This window comes from Acinetobacter sp. ANC 4169 (assembly GCF_002135355.1).
GTDB lineage: Bacteria > Pseudomonadota > Gammaproteobacteria > Pseudomonadales > Moraxellaceae > Acinetobacter.
This window is the reverse complement of record NZ_NEGE01000014.1, coordinates 57,663-82,106: the sequence shown is the minus strand read 5'-3', so window position 1 is coordinate 82,106 and position 24,444 is coordinate 57,663. Positions and strand designations below refer to the sequence as shown.

At 42.5% G+C, this 24,444-nt stretch carries 23 protein-coding genes; 15 read left to right on the top strand and 8 right to left on the bottom strand.

What is annotated here, in order from left to right; genetic code table 11:
• The first annotated feature begins 9 nt into the window (after positions 1-9).
• The 7 genes from B9T26_RS11915 (at position 10) to B9T26_RS11885 (ending at position 7,272) form a co-directional block, all read left to right on the top strand.
• A complete protein-coding gene (locus tag B9T26_RS11915; RefSeq protein WP_086199900.1) occupies positions 10-1,233 on the top strand; it encodes an SfnB family sulfur acquisition oxidoreductase in 1,224 nt (407 codons plus the stop codon).
• Positions 1,233-2,654 carry an LLM class flavin-dependent oxidoreductase gene (locus B9T26_RS11910; RefSeq protein ID WP_086199899.1) on the top strand — a complete coding sequence of 474 codons (1,422 nt, stop codon included), beginning with the start codon at positions 1,233-1,235 and terminating at the stop codon, positions 2,652-2,654. Before B9T26_RS11915 ends, B9T26_RS11910 begins: the two co-directional genes overlap by 1 nt.
• A gap of 15 nt (positions 2,655-2,669) precedes the next feature.
• Positions 2,670-3,500, top strand: coding sequence for a MetQ/NlpA family ABC transporter substrate-binding protein (locus B9T26_RS11905; protein WP_086199898.1), 831 nt, complete (start codon positions 2,670-2,672; stop codon positions 3,498-3,500).
• Between the two features lie 11 nt (positions 3,501-3,511).
• A complete protein-coding gene (locus tag B9T26_RS11900) occupies positions 3,512-4,582 on the top strand; it encodes a methionine ABC transporter ATP-binding protein (RefSeq protein ID WP_086199897.1) in 1,071 nt (356 codons plus the stop codon).
• Complete coding sequence (locus tag B9T26_RS11895) at positions 4,563-5,222, top strand: methionine ABC transporter permease (RefSeq protein ID WP_086199896.1); 660 nt, start codon at positions 4,563-4,565, stop codon at positions 5,220-5,222. Before B9T26_RS11900 ends, B9T26_RS11895 begins: the two co-directional genes overlap by 20 nt.
• A 111-nt stretch (positions 5,223-5,333) precedes the next feature.
• Positions 5,334-6,425 (top strand): redox-regulated ATPase YchF, encoded by a 1,092-nt coding sequence (ychF, locus tag B9T26_RS11890; protein WP_086199895.1) that lies wholly within the window; start codon positions 5,334-5,336, stop codon positions 6,423-6,425.
• A 532-nt stretch (positions 6,426-6,957) separates the two neighbouring features.
• Positions 6,958-7,272, top strand: a complete 315-nt coding sequence (locus tag B9T26_RS11885; protein ID WP_086199894.1) for a hypothetical protein — start codon at positions 6,958-6,960, stop codon at positions 7,270-7,272.
• 69 nt (positions 7,273-7,341) lie between these two features.
• On the opposite strand, the gene B9T26_RS11880 is transcribed toward B9T26_RS11885, so the two are convergent.
• On the bottom strand, positions 7,342-7,875 hold the full coding sequence (locus B9T26_RS11880) for a DUF962 domain-containing protein (RefSeq protein WP_086199893.1): 534 nt from the start codon (positions 7,873-7,875) through the stop codon (positions 7,342-7,344).
• A gap of 97 nt (positions 7,876-7,972) precedes the next feature.
• Between B9T26_RS11880 and B9T26_RS11875 the strand changes: the two genes are divergently transcribed.
• Complete coding sequence (locus tag B9T26_RS11875; protein ID WP_086199892.1) at positions 7,973-8,674, top strand: Crp/Fnr family transcriptional regulator; 702 nt, start codon at positions 7,973-7,975, stop codon at positions 8,672-8,674.
• A 121-nt stretch (positions 8,675-8,795) separates the two neighbouring features.
• On the opposite strand, the gene B9T26_RS15695 is transcribed toward B9T26_RS11875, so the two are convergent.
• On the bottom strand, positions 8,796-8,972 hold the full coding sequence (locus tag B9T26_RS15695) for a hypothetical protein (RefSeq protein ID WP_171262997.1): 177 nt from the start codon (positions 8,970-8,972) through the stop codon (positions 8,796-8,798).
• Between the two features lie 239 nt (positions 8,973-9,211).
• Positions 9,212-9,691: a hypothetical protein gene (locus B9T26_RS11870; RefSeq protein ID WP_086199891.1), complete on the bottom strand. Its 480-nt coding sequence runs from the start codon at positions 9,689-9,691 to the stop codon at positions 9,212-9,214.
• Positions 9,692-9,795: 104 nt separating this feature from the next.
• On the opposite strand from B9T26_RS11870, the gene B9T26_RS11865 reads away from it, so the two are divergent.
• From B9T26_RS11865 to dapC, 5 genes are all read left to right on the top strand, one after another.
• Entirely contained in the window at positions 9,796-10,551 is a 756-nt protein-coding gene (locus tag B9T26_RS11865; protein WP_086199890.1) for an AzlC family ABC transporter permease, read from the top strand.
• The gene (gene ygaH / locus B9T26_RS11860) at positions 10,541-10,888 is read left to right on the top strand and encodes an L-valine transporter subunit YgaH (protein ID WP_086199889.1); all 348 of its coding nucleotides are present in this window, start codon (positions 10,541-10,543) and stop codon (positions 10,886-10,888) included. The genes B9T26_RS11865 and ygaH overlap by 11 nt, the downstream gene beginning before the upstream one ends.
• Positions 10,889-11,060: 172 nt before the next feature.
• A complete protein-coding gene (gene purT / locus B9T26_RS11855) occupies positions 11,061-12,275 on the top strand; it encodes a formate-dependent phosphoribosylglycinamide formyltransferase (protein ID WP_171262996.1) in 1,215 nt (404 codons plus the stop codon).
• A gap of 30 nt (positions 12,276-12,305) precedes the next feature.
• Entirely contained in the window at positions 12,306-14,972 is a 2,667-nt protein-coding gene (gene glnD, locus B9T26_RS11850; RefSeq protein WP_086199887.1) for a [protein-PII] uridylyltransferase, read from the top strand.
• Positions 14,973-14,997: 25 nt separating this feature from the next.
• The gene (gene dapC, locus B9T26_RS11845) at positions 14,998-16,167 is read left to right on the top strand and encodes a succinyldiaminopimelate transaminase (protein WP_086199926.1); all 1,170 of its coding nucleotides are present in this window, start codon (positions 14,998-15,000) and stop codon (positions 16,165-16,167) included.
• Between the two features lie 184 nt (positions 16,168-16,351).
• On the opposite strand, the gene B9T26_RS11840 is transcribed toward dapC, so the two are convergent.
• Positions 16,352-16,834, bottom strand: coding sequence for a glutathione peroxidase (locus B9T26_RS11840; RefSeq protein ID WP_086199886.1), 483 nt, complete (start codon positions 16,832-16,834; stop codon positions 16,352-16,354).
• A complete protein-coding gene (gene msrB, locus B9T26_RS11835) occupies positions 16,831-17,250 on the bottom strand; it encodes a peptide-methionine (R)-S-oxide reductase MsrB (RefSeq protein WP_086199885.1) in 420 nt (139 codons plus the stop codon). The genes B9T26_RS11840 and msrB overlap by 4 nt, the downstream gene beginning before the upstream one ends.
• Before the next feature lie 228 nt (positions 17,251-17,478).
• Between msrB and B9T26_RS11830 the strand changes: the two genes are divergently transcribed.
• A complete protein-coding gene (locus tag B9T26_RS11830; RefSeq protein WP_086199884.1) occupies positions 17,479-18,909 on the top strand; it encodes a pyridoxal phosphate-dependent aminotransferase in 1,431 nt (476 codons plus the stop codon).
• Between the two features lie 62 nt (positions 18,910-18,971).
• Here the strand turns inward: B9T26_RS11830 and B9T26_RS11825 are convergent, their stop codons facing one another.
• The gene (locus B9T26_RS11825; protein ID WP_086199883.1) at positions 18,972-20,948 is read right to left on the bottom strand and encodes an acyltransferase family protein; all 1,977 of its coding nucleotides are present in this window, start codon (positions 20,946-20,948) and stop codon (positions 18,972-18,974) included.
• A gap of 231 nt (positions 20,949-21,179) precedes the next feature.
• Between B9T26_RS11825 and B9T26_RS11820 the strand changes: the two genes are divergently transcribed.
• The gene (locus B9T26_RS11820) at positions 21,180-22,358 is read left to right on the top strand and encodes a YbfB/YjiJ family MFS transporter (protein ID WP_086199882.1); all 1,179 of its coding nucleotides are present in this window, start codon (positions 21,180-21,182) and stop codon (positions 22,356-22,358) included.
• Positions 22,359-22,369: 11 nt separating this feature from the next.
• Here B9T26_RS11820 and B9T26_RS11815 read toward each other — a convergent pair whose 3' ends face one another.
• Complete coding sequence (locus B9T26_RS11815) at positions 22,370-22,915, bottom strand: M23 family metallopeptidase (protein ID WP_086199881.1); 546 nt, start codon at positions 22,913-22,915, stop codon at positions 22,370-22,372.
• A gap of 156 nt (positions 22,916-23,071) precedes the next feature.
• Positions 23,072-24,325: an NADP-dependent isocitrate dehydrogenase gene (gene icd / locus B9T26_RS11810; protein ID WP_086199880.1), complete on the bottom strand. Its 1,254-nt coding sequence runs from the start codon at positions 24,323-24,325 to the stop codon at positions 23,072-23,074.
• Between the last annotated feature and the right edge of the window lie 119 nt (positions 24,326-24,444).

The window sequence follows — 24,444 nt, the reverse complement described above, 5'->3', positions numbered from 1 at the left end:
ATACAGCTCATGACTTCATATCAAAATATTATTTCATTTAATTCCGAACAGCTGGCACATGCACACATTATTCAGTCCGATGCAGAAGCGCTAGAAATTGCACGTAATTTAGCTGAACAATTCAATGCTGGAGCCATTCAGCGCGATGCCGAGCGTATCCTTCCGTTTGAAGAAATTGAAGCTTATAGCCAGTCCGGACTCTGGGCCATTACCGTACCCAAACAGTATGGTGGTGCAGAGGTATCCAGTTATACCGTAGCTCAAGTGATTGCCCTGATGAGTGGTGTAGATGGTTCAATTGGTCAAATTCCACAAAACCATTTTTATGGACTGGAAATCCTGCGTAATAACGGTACGGAACAGCAAAAACAGAAACTCTATGCCGAAGTGTTAAAAGGTGCCCGTTTTGGCAATGCCTTGGCAGAATTCAAAACCAAAACTGCCGCACAACGCCAAACAGCTATCCGAAAAAATGCTGAAGGCTATGTAATTAACGGCGAAAAGTTCTATTGCACTGGCAGTTTATTTGCCCATCGAATTCCAACGCTGGTGGTCGATGAACAGGATCAGCAATTCCTGGCTTTTGTGCCGCGTGATAGCGAAGGTCTAACTTTGATTGATGACTGGAGCGGTTTTGGCCAACGCACCACAGGCAGTGGCACGGTGAAATTTAATAATGTGCAGGTATTAGAGGAAGATGTGGTTCGATTTGATACTGCTTATTCTCAGCCCACCATCTCGGGACCTTTTGCCCAGTTGATGCATGCCTCTATTGAAACCGGGATTGCCCGTGCGGCATTTGAAGAAACCTTGAACCGCGTGCGTCAAGCACGACCATGGATTGATTCAGGCGTAGACAAAGCAACTGATGATCCGCTTACCCTATTTGAACTGGGCCGAATTGTGACAGATGTTCGCGCCTCAGAAATATTACTAAAACAGGCAGCGCGTTCTATTGATGCCGCCAGACCTGCACCTACAGCAGAAAATGTCGCGAAAGCTTCTTTAGATGTGGCCAAGGTTCGGGCACATAGTAGCGAAACAGCATTAAAGGCATCTTCAACACTGATTGAACTGGCAGGCAGCCGTGGTAGCCAACGTGAAGACGGCCTAGATCGCTTCTGGCGCAATGCACGCGTACACACACTGCATGATGCGTCGCGCTGGAAATATTATTTCATTGCCAACCATATTTTAAATGGGGTATTGCCACCACGCCGGGGGACATTGTAATGACAAATCCATTACCTGCTTCGGCAAAAAAAATCTTGTTGAATGCTTTTGACATGAACTGTGTCGGTCATATCAATCATGGTTTGTGGACCCATCCGCGTGATCAGTCGCACCGTTTTAATGAACTGAGCTACTGGACTGATCTGGCTCAAACGCTGGAACAGGGCCTGTTTGATGGTCTGTTCATTGCCGACATCACCGGGGTTTATGATGTTTATCAAAACAATATTGACCTGACTTTAAAAGAGTCGATTCAGTTACCCAGTCATGACCCAAGCACTCTGGTTTCCGCCATGGCTGCGGTCACACAAAATTTAGGCTTTGGGATTACGGTGAATCTAAGCTATGAATCACCGTATCAATTTGCCCGCCGCTTTGCCAGTCTGGATCATCTGACCCAAGGCCGGATTGGCTGGAATATTGTCACCGGTTATCTGGACAGCGCCCAACGCCTGATTGGTGAAAAAGGCTTGAAAGATCATGACCTGCGTTATGAACAAGCCGAAGAATTTTTACAGCTCTGCTATAAATTTTGGGAAGGCTCCTGGGAAGATAATGCGGTTTTAAAAGACAAGCTGAATCGTATTTTTACCGATCCCGCTAAAGTGCATCCGATACAGCATCAAGGTCAGTTTTACCAAAGTCAGGGTGTATTTCAGATTTCACCTTCCATTCAACGTACCCCAGTATTATTCCAGGCCGGTGCCTCACCTCGTGGTTTAGCTTTTGCAACGCAACACGCAGAAGGCATGTTTATTGGTGGTGATCAACCCGAGAAAATCAAAAAACAGGTTGATCAAATTCGGAAGCAAGCCACCGAACAAGGGCGTGATCCTGAAGCGATTAAAATTTTTGTTGGCATTACCGTGGTGACGGCTGAAAGCGATGAATTGGCTCGGCAAAAACTGGATGAATATATTGCTTATGCCAGTCCTGAAGCATGTTTGGCACATTTTTCAAGTTCAGTCGGGATTGATCTGTCTAAATTTGCAGATGACGAAGCGATTCCTTACCAGAAGACCAACAGCATTGCTTCGGTCAACAATAAGTTTAAAGAACAGAAAATCACTAAAAATGACTTAAAAGCCCAGCATGTGCTGGGCGGACGTTATCCCCTGATTGTCGGTAGTGGTGCAACCGTGGCTGAAAAACTGATTCAACTCATTGATGAAACCGGGATTGATGGCTTCAACCTAACCCGTACTGTTGCTCCAGAATCGCATCAGGATTTTATCCGTCTGGTGATTCCCGAATTACAGCAGCGCGGACGCTATAAAACTGCATATGAACAAGGCAGTTTTAGACACAAGCTGTTCCAGCAAGGCGATCGCTTATCTAGCGCTCATCCTGTTCAACAATTTCGATGTCAAAGCTCCGCCTCAACTTCGAATTCCAACTTAAAGCAAAAACAATCAGCATAAATTTTGAGGTGCATCATGGCACAAAGCGCTAAAACTAAATTCACCATTATTGGGGTGATTATTGCGGTAGTGGTTATCGGACTGGTGGTCTGGAATCAACAAAAGAAATCCGGTTCAGATGAACTGGTGATTGGCATTAGTCCATCCTTTGCCAAGCCTTTACAGGTCGCAGCGGAAGAGGCAAATCAGCAAGGTCTGAACGTGAAACTGGTGGAATTTTCCGACTGGAATACACCGAATATCACACTGAATCACGGTGATATTGATGCCAATTTCTTCCAGCATCAACCCTTCCTGGACAATGCAAAAAAAGAAACTGACTTTAAAATCAAGGCATTCGCTAAAGGTGCAGCCACTCACGTTGGTCTATATTCCAAGAAAATTAACAGCCTGGATGAGCTAAAAGACGGCGCTAAAGTTGTGGTGCCTAACGATCCTGTAAACCAAGGCCGTGCCCTACTGTTATTGCAACAGGCAAAACTGATCACCCTGAAAGATCCTGAAAACTATTTATCTAGCCTGAAAGACATTGCAAGTAATCCTAAAAAATTACAGTTTGTTGAAGTCGAAGGTCCACAAACTGCACGTGCCATTGACGATGTAGATCTGGCTTTTGGCTATCCGCACTACCTGCGTCTGGCAAAAACAGCTGATCCTGAACAAGCTTTGTTATTTGACTCTAATACAGACAACCGTTATGCCATTTTGTTTGCCGTACGTGAGGACTATCAAGACCAGAATGACAAACTGAAGAAATTTGTCGACATCTACCAGAACTCACCGAAGGTAAAACAGGCTTTGGATGCAGATTTCGGTGCCAAACTCTGGTTCCCCGGCTGGAAATAAGGAGAACACTCATGGTGAGTTTTGGTTCACAGGTGGACTTCTCTGTCCCCCACATCAAAATCCGCAATCTGAACAAACATTACGATGTTCAGGGCAACTCGGTTCATGCCTTAAAAGACATTAATCTGGACATTCCTGAAGGTAAGGTTTTTGGCATTATCGGTAAAAGTGGTGCCGGAAAATCTTCACTGATACGCACCTTAAATGGTCTGGAACAGATCAGTGAGGGTCATATCCACATTCACCAGCAAGATCTGGCAGAACTGAAACATGCGGAACTGATCCAGCTCAGACAGCGTATTGGCATGATCTTTCAGCATTTTAATTTAATGTCTGCCAAGACCGTGTGGGAAAATGTTGCCTTACCACTGAAAGTGGCCAACTATCCAAAACATGAGATTGAAGCGCGGGTCAATGAAGTCTTGCAACTGGTTGGATTGAGTAATAAAGCAAACCATTACCCTTCGCAACTGTCGGGCGGCCAGAAACAACGTGTCGGCATTGCCCGTGCTTTGGTACATCATCCGGAAATATTACTCTGTGATGAAGCCACCTCGGCCTTAGACCCGGAAAGTACCTCGGTTGTGCTGTCTTTACTGAAAGAGATCAATCAGAAACTGGGTATTACTATTGTGCTGATCACGCATGAAATGCAGGTGATTCGCGAAATCTGCGATCAGGTGGTGGTGATTGAACACGGTGAAATTGTCGAATCTGGCGAAGTCTGGTCGGTCTTTTCCAATCCACAACAGCAGATTACCCAGGAATTGCTGAATCTGGAACAACTGGAATTGCCTTTTGCCATCAGCCCGAATGTGATTTCTGAAAGTTCGCATAGCATCTTAAAACTGCGCTATGCCTCCGATGTTCAACATTCGCCTGATCTGAAATTTATTTTTGAGCAGTTTGATACGCCAGTTCATTTGTATCAGAGCCACATCGACAGCATCCAGAAGCATCTGGTCGGTAGTTTCATTGTCGCCGTGCCTGATCTGAATATTGATAGCGGGCTACTTCAGCAAAAATTAAAACAACACATTGCACAGATTGAGGTCATAGGCTATGCACGACCAGCTCATTGATTTATTACTGACCGGAACAATTGATACTTTGCTGATGGTCGGTGTGTCCGCCATTGTTGCCTTTATCATTGGCTTGCCTATCGCTGTGATTTTAGTCAGTACTTCCGAACACGGCATTTATCCATCCAAAAGCATCAATCAAGGCTTGGGCTGGATCGTCAATATTACCCGTTCGGTTCCTTTTTTGATTTTAATGGTCGCGCTCATTCCACTCACCCGCTGGATTGTTGGCACCAGTTACGGCGTATGGGCAGCAGTGGTACCTTTAACCTTGGCGGCAACACCTTTCTTTGCCCGTATTGCCGAAGTCAGTTTACGTGAAGTGGATCAAGGGCTGATTGAAGCAGCTCAAGCCATTGGCTGTAACCGTAAACAGATTATCTGGCATGTGCTGTTACCTGAAGCACTACCGGGAATAGTGGCAGGTTTTACTGTAACCTTAGTCACCATGATCAACTCATCCGCCATTGCCGGTGCCATTGGTGCTGGCGGTTTGGGAGATATCGCCTACCGTTATGGATATCAGCGCTTTGATATGCAAATCATGCTCGCCGTGATTGTGGTGCTGGTGATTCTAGTGATGCTGGTTCAGGCAGCAGGCGATACCCTTTCCAGCCAGTTGGATAAACGTAAAATTTAAGCTGCCCGATTTTAGGAGTTTTCAACAAACCGTCTAGCCATGACCTGACTTTGTCATGGCTTTCATGTAAAATCATCGGCAATTTTTATATAACACGTTGTGAGTTATTTCATGGGTTTTAATTGCGGTATTGTCGGCTTGCCGAACGTTGGTAAATCTACACTTTTCAATGCATTGACTAAAGCTGCCATTGCTGCAGAAAACTTTCCCTTCTGTACCATCGAACCAAACACCGGTATCGTTCCTGTACCCGATCCACGTTTAGATAAATTGACTGCTATTGTTGGCCCTCAACGTGTCATTCCAACGACTATGGAATTCGTTGATATTGCCGGTCTTGTGGCTGGTGCCTCTAAAGGTGAAGGCTTGGGTAACCAGTTCCTTGCCAATATCCGTGAAACCGATGCCATTGCACACGTGGTGCGTTGTTTTGAAGATGAAAATGTTATTCACGTGAATGGTAAAATCGACCCGTTGGATGATATTGCAACCATCAATACCGAACTTGCCCTTGCTGACCTGGAAACTGTAACCAAAGCAGTAACACGTTTAGCAAAATCAGCTAAAGGTGGCGACAAAGAAGCCGTTGCCACTAAAGCTGTTTTAGACAAAATTTTACCTTTACTCGATGAAGGTAAACCTGCACGTGCAGCCGATCTTGATGATGATGAACGTAAACTGGTACGTGGTTTTGGTTTAATGACTTTAAAACCAACCATGTACATTGCCAACGTGGCTGAAGACGGTTTTGAAAACAACCCGCATCTAGAAGCTGTTAAAAAATTGGCTGCCGAAGAAAATGCGATTGTGGTTCCGCTTTGCAACCAGATTGAAGCTGAAATTTCATTACTTGAAGATGAAGACCGTGCTGAATTCCTTGAAGCCATGGGTATGGAAGAACCGGGTCTGAATATTGTAATCCGTGCCGGTTATAGCCTGCTTGGCTTACAAACTTACTTCACCGCAGGTGTACAGGAAGTGCGTGCCTGGACTGTGAAAGTAGGTGCAACCGCACCACAAGCAGCTGGTGTGATTCACACGGACTTTGAAAAAGGCTTTATCCGTGCTGAATGTATTGCCTATGATGACTTCGTTCAATACAACGGTGAAGCCGGTGCCAAAGAAGCTGGTAAATGGCGTCTGGAAGGTAAAACTTACGTGGTTCAGGACGGTGACGTTCTGCACTTCCGTTTTAACGTTTAAGCCATTCTGACATTTCAAAACAGCTTAAAAAGCCAGCTCTATGCTGGCTTTTTTATTTTTTAAGCGTGTTCAAAATGGATTTAAGGTAAATTTTAGTACCTATAACATGCAGCTTTAATTAGGATAATCAAGCGTATTCCCTTTCGTCACACAAATATCGCTAGGTTTAAAGTGCAGCAATCATCGGAAAAATTGTTTATAAGCAGAAGTGATTCCCGCGCGAACTTTCCCAATGCGATTGACTCAATTTGAGAGTCCACTAGATACCTTATAATTTTGCATTAAATGCAGTTTTCAATATGATTGGGTTTAATCCCCAATAGCTTAGGCTATTTTATATAACAACCATTCATTATTTTATGCTGATTTAATTTGATACAGCATCAGCTTAATTTTCGCTTAAAACTAAAAATATGCCGACAATTTCACCCTGAAATCTTGCTGTTCAACAACGATGTTACAACTTAATCGCGAATAAAATTTGCCTAATTTATATACAGGCACTGATGCCTGTTTTCAAAGAATAATAGCAATGAAAAAACTCAGCACAATTTTTACAGCAGCGATCTTCACAATGCTTAGTGCCACGGCATTTGCGTGCCCTAAAGGCATGACCATGACGGGTGGTACGGGTCCAAATCATAAGGGCGGCACATGTGTTACTACAAAAGAAGCCAAAAAACATGCTGCTACGCAGCATGAAAAAAGCAAAGCCCATGCCGCAAAAGAACATAGCAATATGATCAAACCGGCAGAAAAAGATATGCATAAAGCCAACACTGAAATGCACAAAGCAAAAATGGATATGCACAAAGCCAATACCGAGATGAACAAAGCAAAGCCATAATTGTTAAAAAAGCCGGTTCAACAAACCGGCTTTTTTATACTGAAGTTTTTTAAATTAGATCTTTTTGAATTAAGTGATATCGACGGTCTTGGCATCCATTGCAGTACGTTGTTTACGTGCCTCAACCAACATTCTTTGCTGTAAATCCTTTCGAAATCCCAGCAAGAATACGAACTCTGCCAAAACAAATAAAGGCCCTATTGCCAGACCAATCACGTCATCTAAAAATGCCGGCTTTTTCTTTTCATAGTAGTGACCAACAAATTGAAACAGCCAGCCCACCACGAAAATGCCGATACTCAAGCTGAACCAGCTCGCCATCTGCATTTGCGCAATCTGGTAGGCCACTGGATAAATAAACGCAAATATGACCAGCATGACAATCCCGAAAATGCGGTCCAGACTGAAATAATAGATGCAACTTGCAATCATTAATAATAAGGCAAGGGTCAATTCAAAGCCTGCAAGCGGTATACCTGCCCGTGCAGTCAGGCAAATAATGGAAAAAACAATCAACGGAATCCCAATAAAATGAGTAAAAATATTCTTTTGATCGAGGTGATAAGCTGCATACTGGCTTAACAGCTGTTCTAATTTGGTCATGTTATTCTTCCTTGCTCCACTTATTGTTCTACTATATAAAAAAACCCAGGGACAAGTTGTCAGTTAGCCGACAACTGAAATAAAAAAAGGAATTAACGTGCTCGAGTCCATTTATATCGATCATTTAGAACACAATGTCTGGTTTACCCAATTGCCTGTACTGTTTAAGGACTTTATTGTGAACAGTGCTGTGCAGCTGCATTTCGACAAGGAACAAACCATCTTTCATTCGGGGGATGTATTTAATGGCATCTATGCCGTTCTAGAAGGTGCAGTTCGCTTAGGCTATATTGATATTCATGGCAAAGCCGCAGTTGCTGCGATTGTTGAACCGATTATGTGGTTTGGTGAAATTTCACTGGTCGATGCCAAGCCCCGTTCTCATGATGCCATTGCCACGCAAAAAAGCCTGATCCTGCATATACCGAGTACCGCGCTACAATTGCTGCTGCAACAACATCCGGTGTTTTGGTATCACATTGCGCAACTTACCAGTCAAAAACTACGCTTTGCTTTTTTAGAACTCATTTCAATCCAAACCCAAAACATAAGCCAGCGTTTGGCACAACGCTTGCTGTTTATTTTAAATGGATATGGCAATCATTTAAGCATTGAAAAAAATGTCATTCATTTATCGCAAGAACAACTGGCGCAAATGCTGACCTGTTCCAGACAAACCATCAATCAGGAACTGCAAGCTTTAGAACAGCAAAATATTTTGCGTCTATCTTTTAAAAAAATTGAAATTTTAAACTTGGCGGAACTGCATCGCATTGCTCATGCTTTTCCAGAGTTTTGAAGGAAGAAATACAGGCTGATCTACAGATGAAGTACGAATGGATAAAGCTTTAAATATTGACGGCCAACCAGAACAAGTGAAGTGACTTGTCTGATCATTCGCAGGTTTAACAGATAAGATCTTATGAAAGTAACTGGCACACATTCACATCATCAAAACCATTGGTGCATGCTGCAACTTCATGTTCGCTCTCTGAAGAAGATTGAACAGCCTGTACTTGTGCTGATGCAGTCGCCACCTGACTAAAAGTGCAAATTGCAACAGCTAGACTTATTGAAAAAAACACTTTATTAAACATCTTTTTTACTCCTAATTAGCAACTAAGTAGAAATTATTTAGATTTTTATCAAAATAACTATGGATTATATCGTTATTATTATACACAAATTATCATTTAGCGATAATTTTATATATTTATCATATTATCGTTTTATTCTCTTATTCATCCTTGAAAACTATAAGTAAACATAAGTATTCATACATTTCAATGATAAAAAAACGAGGCCTTTGCCTCGTTTAGATTCATCACTATTGTTTTTATGCACCAATCTTTTTCGGATCAGTATTACCCAGCTGGGGTTGATCAATAGCACTTTTACATTGCTGTTTATCGCGTTCATAATCTGCCTGTTTCTGGGCCACTGAACTGGATTGATCCAGGGTTTCACGTGCCCAAATTTCCAGACTGGTCAATGCCTTACGACATAATGCATATTTCCCTTCTGTTACGGAATCCGTCATTTTGACATTAATGCGCCAATCTGTACTCAGCTTGCGTGCAGGCTTACGGACTTGTTCATCAATCACGTCCAGTTGTTTCTTATATACCAGACCATCTACCCGATTAATGAATTTCCACGCTTCATTGGCATAAGTGGTTGCATCATTGGTCAGTTTAGGTGCGGGTTTAATTTCAGCTTTTTCAGTTTTATTGCCATCATTTCCACAAGCCTGCAGCAAAACACTACTGCATAATAAAGAAACAATCAGCATTCCACGTGTCTTCAACATCAACATATCAGGCTCACCCAGATAAACAATTCGGCACTATGCTAGTGAATTCGAGTACAATACTCAATCATCATTTGACCCGTTGTTCAACTCTCCCGCAAAGGTGTGTCGTGTCTGAGCACAAAATTCCTCCAGTTCAAGCTGCTGGCTTTTGGCAAGGTGCTAAAGACAGTCAAGCCATTATTTTTACATATCTTCCTGTTTCATTTGCTTTCGGTGTTTCGGCCAGCCAATTTGGCTTTAGCTCTTGGGAAGCGCTGTTTTTATCCTGTTCCATGTATGCCGGCGCCAGTCAGTTTTTAGTGGTGGCTTTACTGGGCAGTGGCACATCCATCTGGATGACCGCCCTCACCGTGATTGCTTTAGATATTCGGCACGTGCTTTACGGGCCAGCTTTACAAAATCTGATCCAGGATAAACTGAATTTAAAGAAAACTGCTGTCTGGGCCTGGGGCTTGACCGATGAAGTTTTTGCTTCGGGGATGATTAAACTTTCGCAACGCCGTCAGGAATGGTCAGAATCCTGGATGCTGGGCTTAAGCCTGTTTAGCTGGATGTCCTGGGCCTTGGGTTCGTTTTTAGGGGGCTTATTTGCCGATCAGGTCAGTGACTTACCTCAATTTTTACAGGCCGCACTGGATTTCTTGTTGCCCGCGTTATTCCTGAGTTTCCTGCTTGCTGCCTTTGAGAAAAAGCATAGCTTTATTGTTACGGTATGTTTAGTGGTATCAGCGATTGCCTGCTATTTCATTAATTTGTCTGCGGCCATTTTTATCGGGATTTTCTCCGGTATTCTGGCAGGCTTATTTAAACACTATATTTTAAAACAATACGATGATGAATTTGGAGAAGCGCATGAATCTTGAAATTATTCTGGTCGGGATCATTGTCGGGATTGCCAATTTTGCCTCGCGTTTTGGACCATTTTATCTCATTCAAAAAAGCCGGAAGAATTCACAAAAACGCGGGGCTGTCTGGATCAAGATTGCTTTAGGCAGTATTGGTATTGCTGCGATCAGTTCCATGCTGGTGGTGGCCACCCTGCCGCCACTGATGGAAAGTCCGAATAAAAGTTTTGCCATGCTGGTTGGTTTTCTCACCCTGGCAGGTCTGTATTTTAAGTTTAAGAAAATTGTCCCGGCGACTTTAACCGCTGCGCTGGCCTATGGACTGATTTATACCTATCTACCTGTTTCCTTCTAAGTGTTTTAAAAATCTCCCCTTTTTAAAGGGGGAAATTTAGAGGGGATTAAAATTAAAAACTAAAAATCACTTTATAAATAAAATTGTTGGACAATATCATTAATTTATGTGAACGAAACCTTAACTCTTAAACCAGTTCTGCTATGCTAAAAGTCCATAAAATCAAGCATGGATGATTTACATGAGCGTGACCATTGGTACTCCACTTCAGCCTTCTGCGTTTAAAGTTTTATTATTAGGTTCAGGAGAATTAGGTAAAGAAGTGGTCATTTCTTTACAACGCCTCGGTGTAGAAGTTCATGCTGCGGATCGTTACGATCATGCCCCTGCCATGCAAGTGGCCCATTATTCTTATACTTTAAACATGGCAGATGCCGAAGAACTCAAACATCTGATTGAAAAAATTAAACCCCATCTGATTGTTCCTGAAATTGAAGCCATTGCGACTCAGGTTTTAGTCGATATCGAACAACAAAATATTGCCACCGTGATTCCTTCTGCCAAAGCAGTCAATCTCACCATGAACCGTGAAGGCATTCGCCGTCTGGCGGCTGAAGAACTGGGCTTACCGACTTCTGCCTACCGCTTTGCCGACTCGCTAGAATCTTTCCGTGCTGCCTGTGATGACATCGGTTATCCAAACTTTGTTAAACCGGTGATGTCTTCTTCCGGTAAGGGACAATCCCGTGTTAAGAACTTCGATGAAGTCGATGCTGCCTGGGAATATGCGCAAACCGGTGGCCGAGTTAATCAGGGTAAAGTCATTGTTGAATCGCAAATTGATTTCGACTTTGAAATTACTTTACTCACCGTTCGTGCCAAAAATGCCGAAACAGGTGAAATTGAAACCCAGTACTGCGACGCAATCGGACATCGTCAAGACTCTGGCGATTATGTAGAAAGCTGGCAACCGCAAGCCATGACTCCGGCGGCTTTAGAAGAAGCTAAACGCATTGCCCATAAAGTAACAACGGCTTTGGGCGGATGCGGTATTTTCGGTGTGGAACTGTTTGTCAAAGCAGATCAAGTATGGTTTAGTGAAGTATCTCCACGTCCGCATGACACAGGACTGGTCACACTGGCCTCACAATTCCAAAGTGAATTTGAATTGCATGCGCGTGCCATTTTAGGTCTGCCAGTGAATACTTCACGTCATAGTGTTGCGGCAAGTGCGGTCATTTATGCCGGTGTTGATGATACAAATTTATCTTTTTCTGGCTTAAATCTTGCTTTAGCAAATCCGAACACTGATTTACGCCTTTTTGGTAAACCTGAAGGTTTTAAACGTCGTCGCATGGGGGTTGCAACTGCACGTGCTGAAACCACAGCTCAGGCGCGGGAACTTGCACTAGAGACTGCATCTCAAGTCAGTGTTCAACAAAACTAAACTTGCTACCTTATTAACGGAATACTGTTCATGATCAATACTTCTCCACTGCTGAATTACGTTAAAAGTAACCATGACATACAGGCGATTAACCAATGGCGTGCCGATGTTGAAAATCAGCTACAGGAAGGTTTTGAAAATGGGCAGTCGATCCGGGAAATCATTTTAGCCCGTTCCAACCTGATTGATGAGGCATTAAAATTTCTCTGGAAACATGCCGAACTTGATCAGACCGATCTGGGTTTGTTTGCTGTGGGTGGTTATGGACGTCGGGAGATGCTGCCGTATTCCGATGTGGATATCATGATTTTATCGGAAGATGAAATTACTGCCGATCAGGAAAAACTGATTTCCACTTTTATCTCCTCGCTTTGGGATGTCGGTAATTTCAAACCCGGCATTAGCGTACGTACCATTTCCGAATGTGTTGAACAGGCCACCAATGATTTAACCGTTGCGACCGCGCTGATTGAGTCGCGTTTGATTACGGGCAACCCGAATTTGGCCAAATGGCCACGCCGTATTGTTTCCCAGACCTGGACCGATAAAACCTTTTTTGATGCCAAAATGGATGAGCAGGCAAAACGCTATGCTCAGCACAACAATACCGAAAGCAATCTGGAACCGGATATTAAAAACGCACCGGGCGGTCTGCGTGACATCAACCAGATTGGCTGGATTGCCAAACGGCATTTCAGGGTCAACCGTATTTATGACCTGGTGCATTTAGGCTTTATTTCAGATTTCGAACTGGGTGTATTAGAAGAGGCTGAAAGTTTTCTATGGGAAATTCGCCACCATTTACACCGTTTGACCAAACGTGATGAAAACCGTTTATTGTTCGATTATCAACGTGATATCGCTGCCCTATTTGGTTATACACGTGAAGAAAATAAATCACCGAATTATCCGATCGAACAGTTCATGAAGCGTTACTATCGTAGCGCGCAACAAGTATCCACCTTAAATGAAATGTTGCTGGCTTATTTTAACGAGTCTGTCATTACCCCGCGTTTGCCCAATTACGAACGCAAAATTGAAGAAATTAATGAAAACTTCAAACTGGTTGATGGCAAACTTGCAGTTCAGCACCATAAAATTTTCTCGGAACGCCCAAGTGCCATTCTGGAAATTTTCTATTTATTGGCCAACCGTCCTGAAATTGAAGGCATCCGCGCTCGTACCTTACGCCTTTTGACTCTTGCAGCAAAACGTATTGACCAGAACTACCGCAATAATCCTGAACACCAAGCCCTATTTATGGCCATCATGCGTTCACCGCATCGCCTGTATGACACCTTGGTTGCAATGAAACGTTATGGCGTATTGGGCAATTATATTCCGGCATTCGGTCAAATTTTGGGACTGATGCAGTATGACCTGTTCCATATTTATACGGTAGATGCACATACCTTATTGTTATTGCGTAATTTAAACCGTTTTAAAGAACCCGAGTTTGCCAAAGACTTCCCTGTGGTCAGTTCGGTGTTCCAGCGTCTTCGCCGTCGCGACATAGTTTATTTGGCTGCATTATTCCATGATATTGCCAAAGGTCGTGGTGGTGACCATAGTGAACTGGGTGCAGAAGATGCAATTGCATTCTGTCGTACCCATGGCTTTACCGAACGTGAATGTAATCTGGTGGCATGGCTGATTCAAAATCACTTGCTGATGTCGATGACGGCACAGAAAAAAGATATTTCCGATCCGGATGTGGTACAAGATTTTGCACAAAAGTTGGGTGATATGGAGCATTTGGATTATCTGTATGTGCTTACCGTTGCCGATATTAACGCGACCAATCCAAAACTATGGAATACCTGGCGCGCATCCTTGATGCGTCAGTTATATACCCATGCGCGTGATGTCATACGTACCGGTCTGGGTCATCCGGTGGATTACCAGATGCTGATTGAAGACACCAAATTCGCTGCCAGTGAATTGTTGGTCAATGACTTCTCTTTAGCGGATGTCGAAAAAGTCTGGCAAGAGCTGGGTGATGAATACTTCATTAAAGAATCAGCCGATGAGATTGCCTGGCATACCCGTGCCATTTTGCAACATGGCAATAATCCGGAACCTCTGGTATTGATGCGTGCCCATCGTCAGTCAGCACAAGATGCGGTACAGATCTTTATTTACACGCAAGATCAGCCTAATTTATTTGCCACTACCGTGGCGATTTTTGACCGGATGAATCTGGATGTGCAAGATGCACGGATTATTACTGCATCAACCGCCTTTAGTCTGGATACCTATGTGGTGCTTGACCGTTTTGGCACCTTGCTCACCGACCCGGAACGTGAAGAAACCGTGATTGAGGCTCTGGTTAAAGCTTTAAGCCAATCGGACAAATATCCTGGTCTGATGCAACGTCGTATTCCACGCCAATTACGCCATTTTGATATTGAAAATACCGTGGATATCACCCTGAATGCTGCACTTCAACAAAACATGGTTGAAATTTCAACGCTCGACCATCCGGGTTTACTTGCCAAAGTAGGTGGTTTATTTATGATGCAAGGTTTAGATATCCATTCTGCTAAAATTGCGACCTTGGGTGAGCGGGCAGAAGATATTTTCTTTGTCACTAAAAAAGATGGCATCCCAATGTCCGATTCAGAAGCTAAAACTTTTGCTGCTCAATTGAAGTTAGCACTGGATGAAGCCTCAAATCTTGTCTCTGGCCAACATTAACTTAAATTTACGCGGTACCGATTTCATGAACTCAAGTTTGTCATTATTGCATCCTTATCCTTTTGAAAAGTTAAATAAACTTTTTCAGGGTATTCAACCTGCAGATTTACCACTCATTCCATTATCGATTGGTGAGCCAAAGCATCCTGCACCCGAGTTTGTGAAACAGGCCATTATTGACAACTTCAAGCATTTATCGACTTACCCGAACAGCAAAGGCTTACCTGAACTACGTCAAAGCATTACCAACTGGTTAACCCGTCGCTTCAAGCTCAACAGCATTAGCGCTGAAAACCATGTTCTGCCTGTATCGGGAACACGTGAAGCGATTTTTTCTTTTGTTCAGGCTTTAGTCAACCGCGAAGATGCGCCTTATGTGGTGATGCCGAATCCCTTCTATCAAATTTATGAAGGAGCAACCTTGCTTGCAGGTGCCAAACCGTACTTCATTAACTGCACTGAAGAAAACAATTACCTCGGTGATTTTGATGCGGTTCCTGCAGAAGTGTGGGAAAAAACCGCATTATTGTTTGTCTGCACCCCGGGCAATCCTACCGGTGCCGTATTGTCAAAAGAGCAATTTAAAAAACTGATTGCACTTTCAGATCAATATAATTTTGTGATTGCTTCAGATGAGTGCTATTCAGAACTCTGGTTTGATCAAGCACCAGTGGGCTTACTTGAAGTTTGTGCTGAAATTGGCCGTGATGATTACAAAAACTGTGTGGTGTTCCACTCACTGTCGAAACGTTCAAACTTGCCGGGCATGCGTTCAGGTTTTGTCGCGGGTGATGCAGCCTTGCTGAAACCTTATTTGCAATATCGTACCTATCATGGTGCTGCCATGCCGGTTCAGCATCAACTGGCCTCTATTGCCGCTTGGGATGATGAAGCGCATGTGGAAGAAAACCGTAAGCTGTACCGTGCCAAATTTGAATTATTCCAGAATGAGCTGGGTCAGTTATTGCCACTGAAAAAACCGGATGCAGGTTTCTATTACTGGCTAAAAGTGGACAATGATGAAGCCTTTGCCAAAATGCTGATGGAAAAAGCCCATATTAAAGTTCTGCCGGGCCGTTATCTGTCTCGTGATACTGAACAAGGCAATCCGGGTGAAAATCATGTCCGTATGGCATTGGTTGCCGATATCGCGCAATGTGAACAAGCGATTCAGCGTCTTAAAGCCATTCTTTAAGCTTTGAAATAGCAATCAAATCAAAAATAATCCACTGTTTTTACAGTGGATTATTTAATTGTATTCTATGAATTAAACAACCTGGCCTATTTCACTTCAGTTGAGCAAGTTAAATAAATTTCCCAGCATATAAATGACGAAGGGCGATCCATGAATCGCCCTATGTATGCTTTTATTATAAAAATTACTGAGCTAAAGCCGCTTCAATATCAGCTTCCAGGTCTTCTGGTTTAGTTGTTGGCGCATAGCGGTTAATCACTTGACCTTTTTTATTAATTAAAAATTTAGTGAAATTCCATTTAATGCCATTACCCAATACCCCTTTACTATTATTAGTTAAATAGCGAAAAATGATGTGCGCCTCAGGTCCTTTGACATCCACTTTGGCAAACATCGGGAAATTCACGCCATAATTTTTTTGACAGAATGCACCAATCTGTTCGTTGGAACCCGGATCTTGCCCACCAAACTGATTACAAGGAAAACCCAAAACTTCTAATCCCTGATCTTTGTATTTTTCATACAACTTTTCAAGACCTGCGAACTGGGGAGTAAAACCGCATTTACTTGCAGTATTTACGATCAATAAAACTTTGCCCTCATAATCGGCCAATGATTTATTTTTTCCATCTAACAATTCAGCCTCAAACTGATAAATGTTGGTCATGGATATGTTTCCTCATCATTTTTTTCTTGTGTTTTTAATTCTAAAGAAGCTGAATTAACGCAATAGCGTAATCCTGTAGGTTGTGGGCCATCTTCAAAAACATGGCCTAAATGCGCGCCACAATGATGGCAAACAATTTCCGTTCTGACCATACCATGCGTCGAATCCTGATGCTCTTCAACAGCCGAGCTATTTACAGGACGATAAAAACTTGGCCAGCCACTGCCGCTGTCATATTTGGTTTCGGAAGAAAATAACTCTTCGCCACAACAACGGCAAAGATAGGTTCCTGTTTGCTTAGTATTCCAGTACTTACCGGTAAATGCTGGCTCCGTCCCCTTTTGACGTGTAATACGGAACTCTTCAGGTGATAACTCTCTTTGCCATTCTCTTTCTGTTTTATTGAGTTTTCCCATGATTACGCACCTTTCTATCTTGCTATTTAAAATAGGATAATCCTATATTTACGTGATTCATTTTAAAAATTCTAGTCTTTATTTAACATTTTACAAAAGACATATAATACCTAAAAAAGCAAAAAGTAAGCAAAAATAAAAAACAAAGTAAGCATTTTATTTATTAAATGCTTTTTTGTGAGCAAATTTAGTGGTAGGCTTAGTACCATTCTTGCTCAGGATTAAAAAATGTCGCAAAAAAAGAGCGTAATTTTTAAAAATCTACTACCTGTGATTAAACAGTATCAACAGCTAGGATTTACGCATGAAAAAATTGTTGCCCTACTAAGAGATGAACATAATCTCGATCTAGTCACAACTGAGACATTTAAAAGTTATTTATATCGTTATGCAAAAGTGACCTCCACTCTTTCCGAGAACATCAAAATGCCGAACACTATCCAAACCCCTCGCGAAATTAAAAAATCGTCTAAGCTCGAGCATGTATGCTACGACATTCGCGGACCTGTGTTACGAGCGGCCAATGAGATGGAAGAAGCCGGGCACAAAATTATTAAACTGAATATCGGTAACCCCGCCCCATTTGGTTTTGAAGCGCCGCAAGAAATTATTAATGATGTTGCTTTAAACCTGCCTAATGCTGTGGGTTATACCGACTCAAAAGGGATTTTCCCTGCGCGTAAAGCCATTTGCCAGTATTACCAGCAAAAAGGCATTCTGAACATGCATGTCAACGATGTGTATGTGGGGAACGGGGTATCTGAACTGATCGTGATGGCAATGCAAGGCTTGCTGGATGATGGCGATGAAATGCTGGTTCCAATGCCTGACTATCCATTATGGACAGCTGCCGTAAACCTGTCTGGCGGTACTGCGATTCACTATAAATGTGATGAAGAAAACTTCTGGTATCCAGACATTGCCGATATGGAAAGCAAAATCACGCCAAATACCCGCGGTATTGTGATTATCAATCCCAATAACCCGACCGGTGCAGTATATCCACGTCATGTGCTTGAGCAAATTGTTGCTTTAGCAAAGAAATATGACCTGATCTTATTTGCTGACGAAATTTACGACAAAATTGTGTACGATGGCATTGAACACGTATCCGTTGCTGCACTTGCCGGTGACCAGTTGTGTATTTCATTCAATGGTTTGTCTAAAGCCTACCGTATTGCAGGTTACCGTTCAGGCTGGATGGCGATTACCGGTGATAAATCACGTGCCATGGACTACATTGAAGGCTTAGACATGTTGGCATCTATGCGTTTATGTGCCAACCATCAGGCGCAATATGCCATTCAAACGGCTCTAGGCGGTTATCAGTCCATCAATGACCTGATTCGTCCGGGTGGTCGCTTATATGAACAACGTAATATTGCTTGGGAAATGTTAAATGAAATTCCTGGGGTAAGTTGCGTAAAACCTGAAGGTGCCATGTATTGCTTCCCGCGTCTTGATCCGGAAATTTATCCAATTCAAGATGATGAGAAATTTATGCTCGACTTCTTGCGTGCAGAAAAAGTGTTACTGGTACAAGGTACTGGTTTCAACTGGCCAACTCCAGATCATTTCCGTGTGGTGTTCTTGCCTGCCGAAAATGAACTTCGTGAAGCGATTGGCCGCTTAGGTCGTTTCCTTTCCAAAATGCGCTAATTTCCTAATTTCTGAAATATAAAAAACCGCGTTATAAAACGCGGTTTTTTTATGGCTTTTTTTTAATCTTTCAGCGGATTACCAAACTGTTTTAAATATGCAATGCCCAATTGCCGCGAGCCCTGATTATTAATATGGTTGGTGTCTTTATTTCGATATAAAGGCACATTATTGATCATAATTTTACACGCCTGCTGATTACAGATCGCCTTGGTTGGGTCAATGATTTTCAAGTTGGGGTATTTCAGTTTCGCTTCGGCAACAATTCGATTAAATTTCATCAGCTGTGCCTCATAATTTTTTCTAGACACAGTACATTGGGCATGGGTATTTAGAATTTCATTGCGCAAATTACAATCGGCAGGCACCCCGTTTTGATCTAAGCGAGGTACATCATTCAGCAAAATGACTTGATCACTGGACTGATAAGCAATTTTCAAAGCCTTCATAAAACCAGCTTTGAATATCTCCTCATTTGAATGATGAATACCATCTTCAAGTTTCACTTCATGACCAAAATACGGCACATATGAACCCGCTAAAATAATGGTTGGATAATGTGTTTTTGCAAGATGTGCGGTAATGGCATCATTTCTTAATTTAAACTCGCTCAGCTCTTCCCAAGCGTTGAAATTGGCATCCAGACGCTGTACCCCGGGTAGATAGAAGGTTGAACTTTGAGTGACATCATAGCCGCGCAAATTGGCATCTTTAGCCCATACATCCAGCATAGCGGTATAAGCATTGGCATGAGAATCACCGAGCAATAGAAAATCTATGTTGGCTTTGGCTTTGCCCAATACACATTCATCCTGGTTTGGTAAAGCTTCCGGATCCTCAATATCCATACATTTATTTCGAATGATATGCGCAAATGAATTGAGTGCCTGTTGCTTGATATAAATAGACTGCGGAAACCTGTCTGGAAATCCCTGATTCATATTGACGGCCTTGGCAATGGTAATAAAACTCAGGGCTGGCAGCAGAAAACCGATGATAATCACTTTGTAATTCGCTGCCATGACAAAACGTTTGCTTGGTTTTTCAATAAGCTGATAAGTTAAAAATGCCAACAGGATGGACAATAGGACAATCACCACCTGATTTTCTGCGTTTAATGGCTGCATATAGATGCCGAACAACACGATTATTGGCCAGTGCCATAAGTATAAAGGATAAGAAATTCTTCCAATCCAGGTACTGAAACGATTGCTGAGTAATACATTACTTGAGGGTGAACATTGGCCTAGATAAATGATCAATGCTGTCGCCAGACACGGAATGAGGGCCATTGCTCCAGGGAATGGCGTCTGTTTGTTAAAATACACAGCTGCCGTAAACAATGCGATTAAAGCTAGCCAAACCAGACTTTGCAGTATTTTTTTTGGCAGTTTGAGCTGTGGCAGAAAGCCAATCAATGCACCAATAAGCAACTCGAAGGCACGAACTGGCATACTGTAGTACGCCTTCTCTGCATTTTGGGTTAATTTGTGCTGGGCATAAAGCAATAAGGTTAGGATGAATGTCGTGATGATCGCCCACATATATTTACGGGGCGTCTTTCTCACAAACAGCAATAACAACAAGGGCCAGAAAATATAGAACTGCTCTTCCACCCCAAGCGACCATAAATGCAATAAAGGAATCCCTTCGGCAGTCTGGCTAAAGTAATCTCCCACTTCATTGCGCATATAGATATTTGCCATCAGCAAGGTGGCATACATGACACTATCAAAATATTGGGTCAGATCCCCAGGCAGCATGACCTGCCAGGCAATGATGCTTACAACGCTGAGTACGGTAAAATAAGCAGGTGCTAAACGTACTACACGCTTCTTGTAAAATCGTGCGATAGAAAATCGTTTGGATTGAATCTCGTGCGTTAAAATGATGGTAATTAAATAACCTGAAATCACGAAAAAGACATCAACACCAATATATCCTCCAGAAAAGAAAGACCATCCGATATGGTTAAAAATCACCAATAAAACGGCGATAGCCCTTAAGCCATCAATATCAGCGCGATATGAAAAATTCATAATTCCAACAAGTACAATAAAGTAGCGGCATTGTATGCCTTTATTGAAAAAATTCAATTTTCAAAATAAAGGGTTATATGTCACACAATGCTATAAAAGTAGTCTTAAATATTACTTAATAACGCGTGTAACCATGTTTTTATAGTGTTGATTCGTTTTGATCCTATTCATAGTTCGATACTCATGTTATTTATTGTGATGAATTAACACGAAATAGCTGCGAGTACATGGATGTCCTCAAACAATATCAAGCTCAGTATTTTTCTATGTTTAAGCATGTGCTTAGGGATTGGTATTTTGCGCTTCTCTTATACCGCGCTGTTACCCGGCACACGTGAAGCTTTCGGCTGGTCAGTGGGTTTTGCCAGTCTTTTAGGCAGTGCCAATTTATTGGGCTATTTAATGGGTGCTTTCGCAGCCATGCGATTGCCTCAAAACAAAAGCATGACCCTATACATTCAGATTGCCGCAATTGCAGGAATGTTCAGTTTAATGTGCTGTGCTTTCGCAGATTTTCCGCAGGCCTGGTATATCGTGTGGCGTGTGATTTCAGGAATCAGCGGCGGCTTGTTGATGATTCTATCCCCGAGTGTAGTGGCACAGTGCTGTGAGATTCAGGACCGTTTTAAAATCAATTTTATTGGCTTTAGCGGGATTGGTCTTGGGGTTTTATTGGCAACACTTTTCTTGCCTTATCTGGATCAGATTTCGATACAAACAGCCTGGCTTATTTTATGTGGCTTCGCGCTGATGATCTGTGTTGGCTTAAGTCTTTTACTGCAACAATTTAAGTATCATCTGTCTGTACAAACAGTTCAGACTCAATCTAAGACCCCACTGAATACGCTCTTTTATAGCTTGCTGATTGTGTATGCTTGCAGTGCATTTGCCTATATTCCCCATTCATTGTTCTGGATTGATTATCTCAGTCATGAAATGGAGCTGAATCTATTCTGGATTAACTTTAACTGGATTCTTTATGGCTTAGGCAGTGCTTTAGGCGCTTTTGCAGCTTACTCGCTGGCAAGAAAATTTGGCAATTTTACCGCCCTGAAAATTCTTTATAGTCTCTATATCCTGGCCATTTTCATCGCGACTTTAAATGCCAGCCCAGTCCTGACATTTGCCTCTTCCTTTTTTACCGGAATGCTGAATCCGGCTGTGGTCTTTCTAACTTCTTATACCATCCTGCAACTGTATGGGCTAGCGTATAAAAAGCTCTGGAGCATTGCTACACTCAGTTTTGCCTCTGTGCAGCTGATCGGTGGATTAAGTTTTAGTACCTTGCAACATTTCGGTGTGACTTATCATCAACAGTTTGTCTTGGCTGCAGTAGTTCTATTTTTGGGAACCTTGCAACTGGCCTGGCACACACGTTCTGCTAAATTCAAGATCAGTAAGCAAACATAACCATTTTTTATTCAGGAAGATGGCACTAAATACGGATAAGGATTGATAGCACCTTGTCCCTGCATATAGATTCCATAATGCAAATGTGGCAGGGTGTTTTTGGCATTGCCGCTATTGCCTACATAACCGATGACTTCGCCAGCTTCCACCCAATCGCCTGCCTGGATCTGGCCTGCATAATCCTCTAAATGAGCATAATAATGCCGGCTTAAGTCCGGTCCCATAATCCAGACCACTTTTCCGCCCAAATGATTCGTACCTACCTGCAAAACAATGCCTTGAGTGGTGCTTTGTACCGCTGTTCCCCGTTTGGCAAAAATATCAAGACCTTCATGCTTACGTCCTTCGCTACGCGCGGCTCCCCAGGTGTCTTGTATTTGTCGGGGTTTAATATTTTCCACTGGAATTGGCAGCTGTGTAGGCAAGTCCGTTTTTTGTAATTGCATATATAAAATGGGATAACGCATGCCCGCTGCATCACCGGATGCTGGCGGCTGACAGCCGGAAAGCAGCACAAAGGTTGCGATCAGGCTTATGCAGACTATCTTGCCAACCATGTTTCGATGCGGGAGCATAAAGTTTAAATATTCATCCTATTTTTCAGATTTCATCATAGGGTTTCACTCTTGGTTAATGAAATAAGTTTTCTGTAAGCATAAAAAAACCCGCGACATACGCAGGTTTTTTTCTAACACATTCTTAAGTCATATGACTTATTCCATGTTGTTAATGACCGCTTGACCAAATTCCGAACAACGTAACAAAGTCGCGTCAGGCATTAAGCGCTCAAAATCATAAGTCACTGTTTTGGCAGAAATTGCACCAGAAATACCTTTAATGATCAAGTCAGCAGCTTCAGCCCAGCCCATGTCACGAAGCATCATTTCCGCAGACAGGATGATTGATCCCGGGTTTACTTTGTCTTGACCCGCATATTTAGGCGCAGTCCCATGAGTCGCTTCATACATCTGGATTGCACCGCCAATGTTGGCACCCGGTGCAATACCAATACCACCCACTTCGGCTGCAAGCGCGTCAGAAATATAGTCGCCATTCAAGTTCAGCGTCGCGATAACTGAATAATCAGCAGGACGCATCAGGATTTGTTGCAAGAACGCATCAGCAATCACATCTTTAATAATGATGTCTTTACCATTTTTAGGATTTTTGATTTTAACCCATGGACCACCGTCCAGAAGTTCACCACCAAAACGCTCAAGCGCGATTTCATAACCCCATTCTTTGAAGGCACCTTCGGTATATTTCATGATGTTGCCTTTGTGAACCAAAGTCACACTTGGCTTGTCATTGTCGATCGCGAATTGAATCGCTTTACGAACCAGACGTTGCGTACCTTCTTTAGACACCGGTTTAATACCGATCCCACAGTTATCTTCAAAACGGATTTTGGTTACACCCATTTCTTCTTTCAGGAATTTGATAATTTTTTTAGCTTCGGGTGAATCTGCTTTCCATTCAATACCCGCATAGATATCTTCAGAGTTTTCACGGAAGATTGTCATGTCAGTCAATTCTGGGTGTTGAACTGGAGAAGGCACACCTTCAAACCAGCGCACTGGACGTACACATACGTAAAGATCCAATTCTTGACGCAATGCTACATTGAGAGAACGGATACCACCGCCAACGGGAGTAGTTAATGGACCTTTAATAGAGACAACGAACTCACGAAGTGCTTCAAAAGTTTCTTCCGGCATATAAGTGCCGTAGATTTTATCTGCTTTTTCGCCGCAATATACTTCCATCCACTCGATCGAACGTTTGCCACCGTAAGCTTTTTGAACCGCAGCATCAACAACTGCTTTCATTGCTGGGGTAATATCCACCCCAATACCATCGCCTTCAATAAAAGGAATAATAGGATTGTTTGGAACATTGAGTGACAAATCTGCATTTACGGTAATTTTACTACCATCTACAGGAACAACGATCTTCTTATAACCCATTGTATAGGTTCTCCCTTTGTAGCTCGCGCATATAAAAAATATTTGCCGATTAGGCAATACTTTCATCCTTTCTTAACGCATAATAGTTTAATTGAATTCCACTGTGTTTAAGATTTATA

Excerpts from the sequence above, each read along its gene's own strand:
- B9T26_RS11915 (WP_086199900.1), top strand. The coding sequence starts at position 10 with ATGACTTCATATCAAAATATTATTTCATTTAATTCCGAACAGCTGGCA.
- B9T26_RS11910 (WP_086199899.1), top strand. The coding sequence starts at position 1,233 with ATGACAAATCCATTACCTGCTTCGGCAAAAAAAATCTTGTTGAATGCT.
- B9T26_RS11905 (WP_086199898.1), top strand. The coding sequence starts at position 2,670 with ATGGCACAAAGCGCTAAAACTAAATTCACCATTATTGGGGTGATTATT.
- B9T26_RS11900 (WP_086199897.1), top strand. The coding sequence starts at position 3,512 with ATGGTGAGTTTTGGTTCACAGGTGGACTTCTCTGTCCCCCACATCAAA.
- B9T26_RS11895 (WP_086199896.1), top strand. The coding sequence starts at position 4,563 with ATGCACGACCAGCTCATTGATTTATTACTGACCGGAACAATTGATACT.
- ychF (WP_086199895.1), top strand. The coding sequence starts at position 5,334 with ATGGGTTTTAATTGCGGTATTGTCGGCTTGCCGAACGTTGGTAAATCT.
- B9T26_RS11885 (WP_086199894.1), top strand. The coding sequence starts at position 6,958 with ATGAAAAAACTCAGCACAATTTTTACAGCAGCGATCTTCACAATGCTT.
- B9T26_RS11880 (WP_086199893.1), bottom strand. The coding sequence starts at position 7,875 with ATGACCAAATTAGAACAGCTGTTAAGCCAGTATGCAGCTTATCACCTC.
- B9T26_RS15695 (WP_171262997.1), bottom strand. The coding sequence starts at position 8,972 with ATGTTTAATAAAGTGTTTTTTTCAATAAGTCTAGCTGTTGCAATTTGC.
- B9T26_RS11870 (WP_086199891.1), bottom strand. The coding sequence starts at position 9,691 with ATGTTGATGTTGAAGACACGTGGAATGCTGATTGTTTCTTTATTATGC.
- ygaH (WP_086199889.1), top strand. The coding sequence starts at position 10,541 with ATGAATCTTGAAATTATTCTGGTCGGGATCATTGTCGGGATTGCCAAT.
- purT (WP_171262996.1), top strand. The coding sequence starts at position 11,061 with ATGATTTACATGAGCGTGACCATTGGTACTCCACTTCAGCCTTCTGCG.
- glnD (WP_086199887.1), top strand. The coding sequence starts at position 12,306 with ATGATCAATACTTCTCCACTGCTGAATTACGTTAAAAGTAACCATGAC.
- dapC (WP_086199926.1), top strand. The coding sequence starts at position 14,998 with ATGAACTCAAGTTTGTCATTATTGCATCCTTATCCTTTTGAAAAGTTA.
- B9T26_RS11840 (WP_086199886.1), bottom strand. The coding sequence starts at position 16,834 with ATGACCAACATTTATCAGTTTGAGGCTGAATTGTTAGATGGAAAAAAT.
- msrB (WP_086199885.1), bottom strand. The coding sequence starts at position 17,250 with ATGGGAAAACTCAATAAAACAGAAAGAGAATGGCAAAGAGAGTTATCA.
- B9T26_RS11830 (WP_086199884.1), top strand. The coding sequence starts at position 17,479 with ATGTCGCAAAAAAAGAGCGTAATTTTTAAAAATCTACTACCTGTGATT.
- B9T26_RS11825 (WP_086199883.1), bottom strand. The coding sequence starts at position 20,948 with ATGAATTTTTCATATCGCGCTGATATTGATGGCTTAAGGGCTATCGCC.
- B9T26_RS11820 (WP_086199882.1), top strand. The coding sequence starts at position 21,180 with ATGTCCTCAAACAATATCAAGCTCAGTATTTTTCTATGTTTAAGCATG.
- B9T26_RS11815 (WP_086199881.1), bottom strand. The coding sequence starts at position 22,915 with ATGGTTGGCAAGATAGTCTGCATAAGCCTGATCGCAACCTTTGTGCTG.
- icd (WP_086199880.1), bottom strand. The coding sequence starts at position 24,325 with ATGGGTTATAAGAAGATCGTTGTTCCTGTAGATGGTAGTAAAATTACC.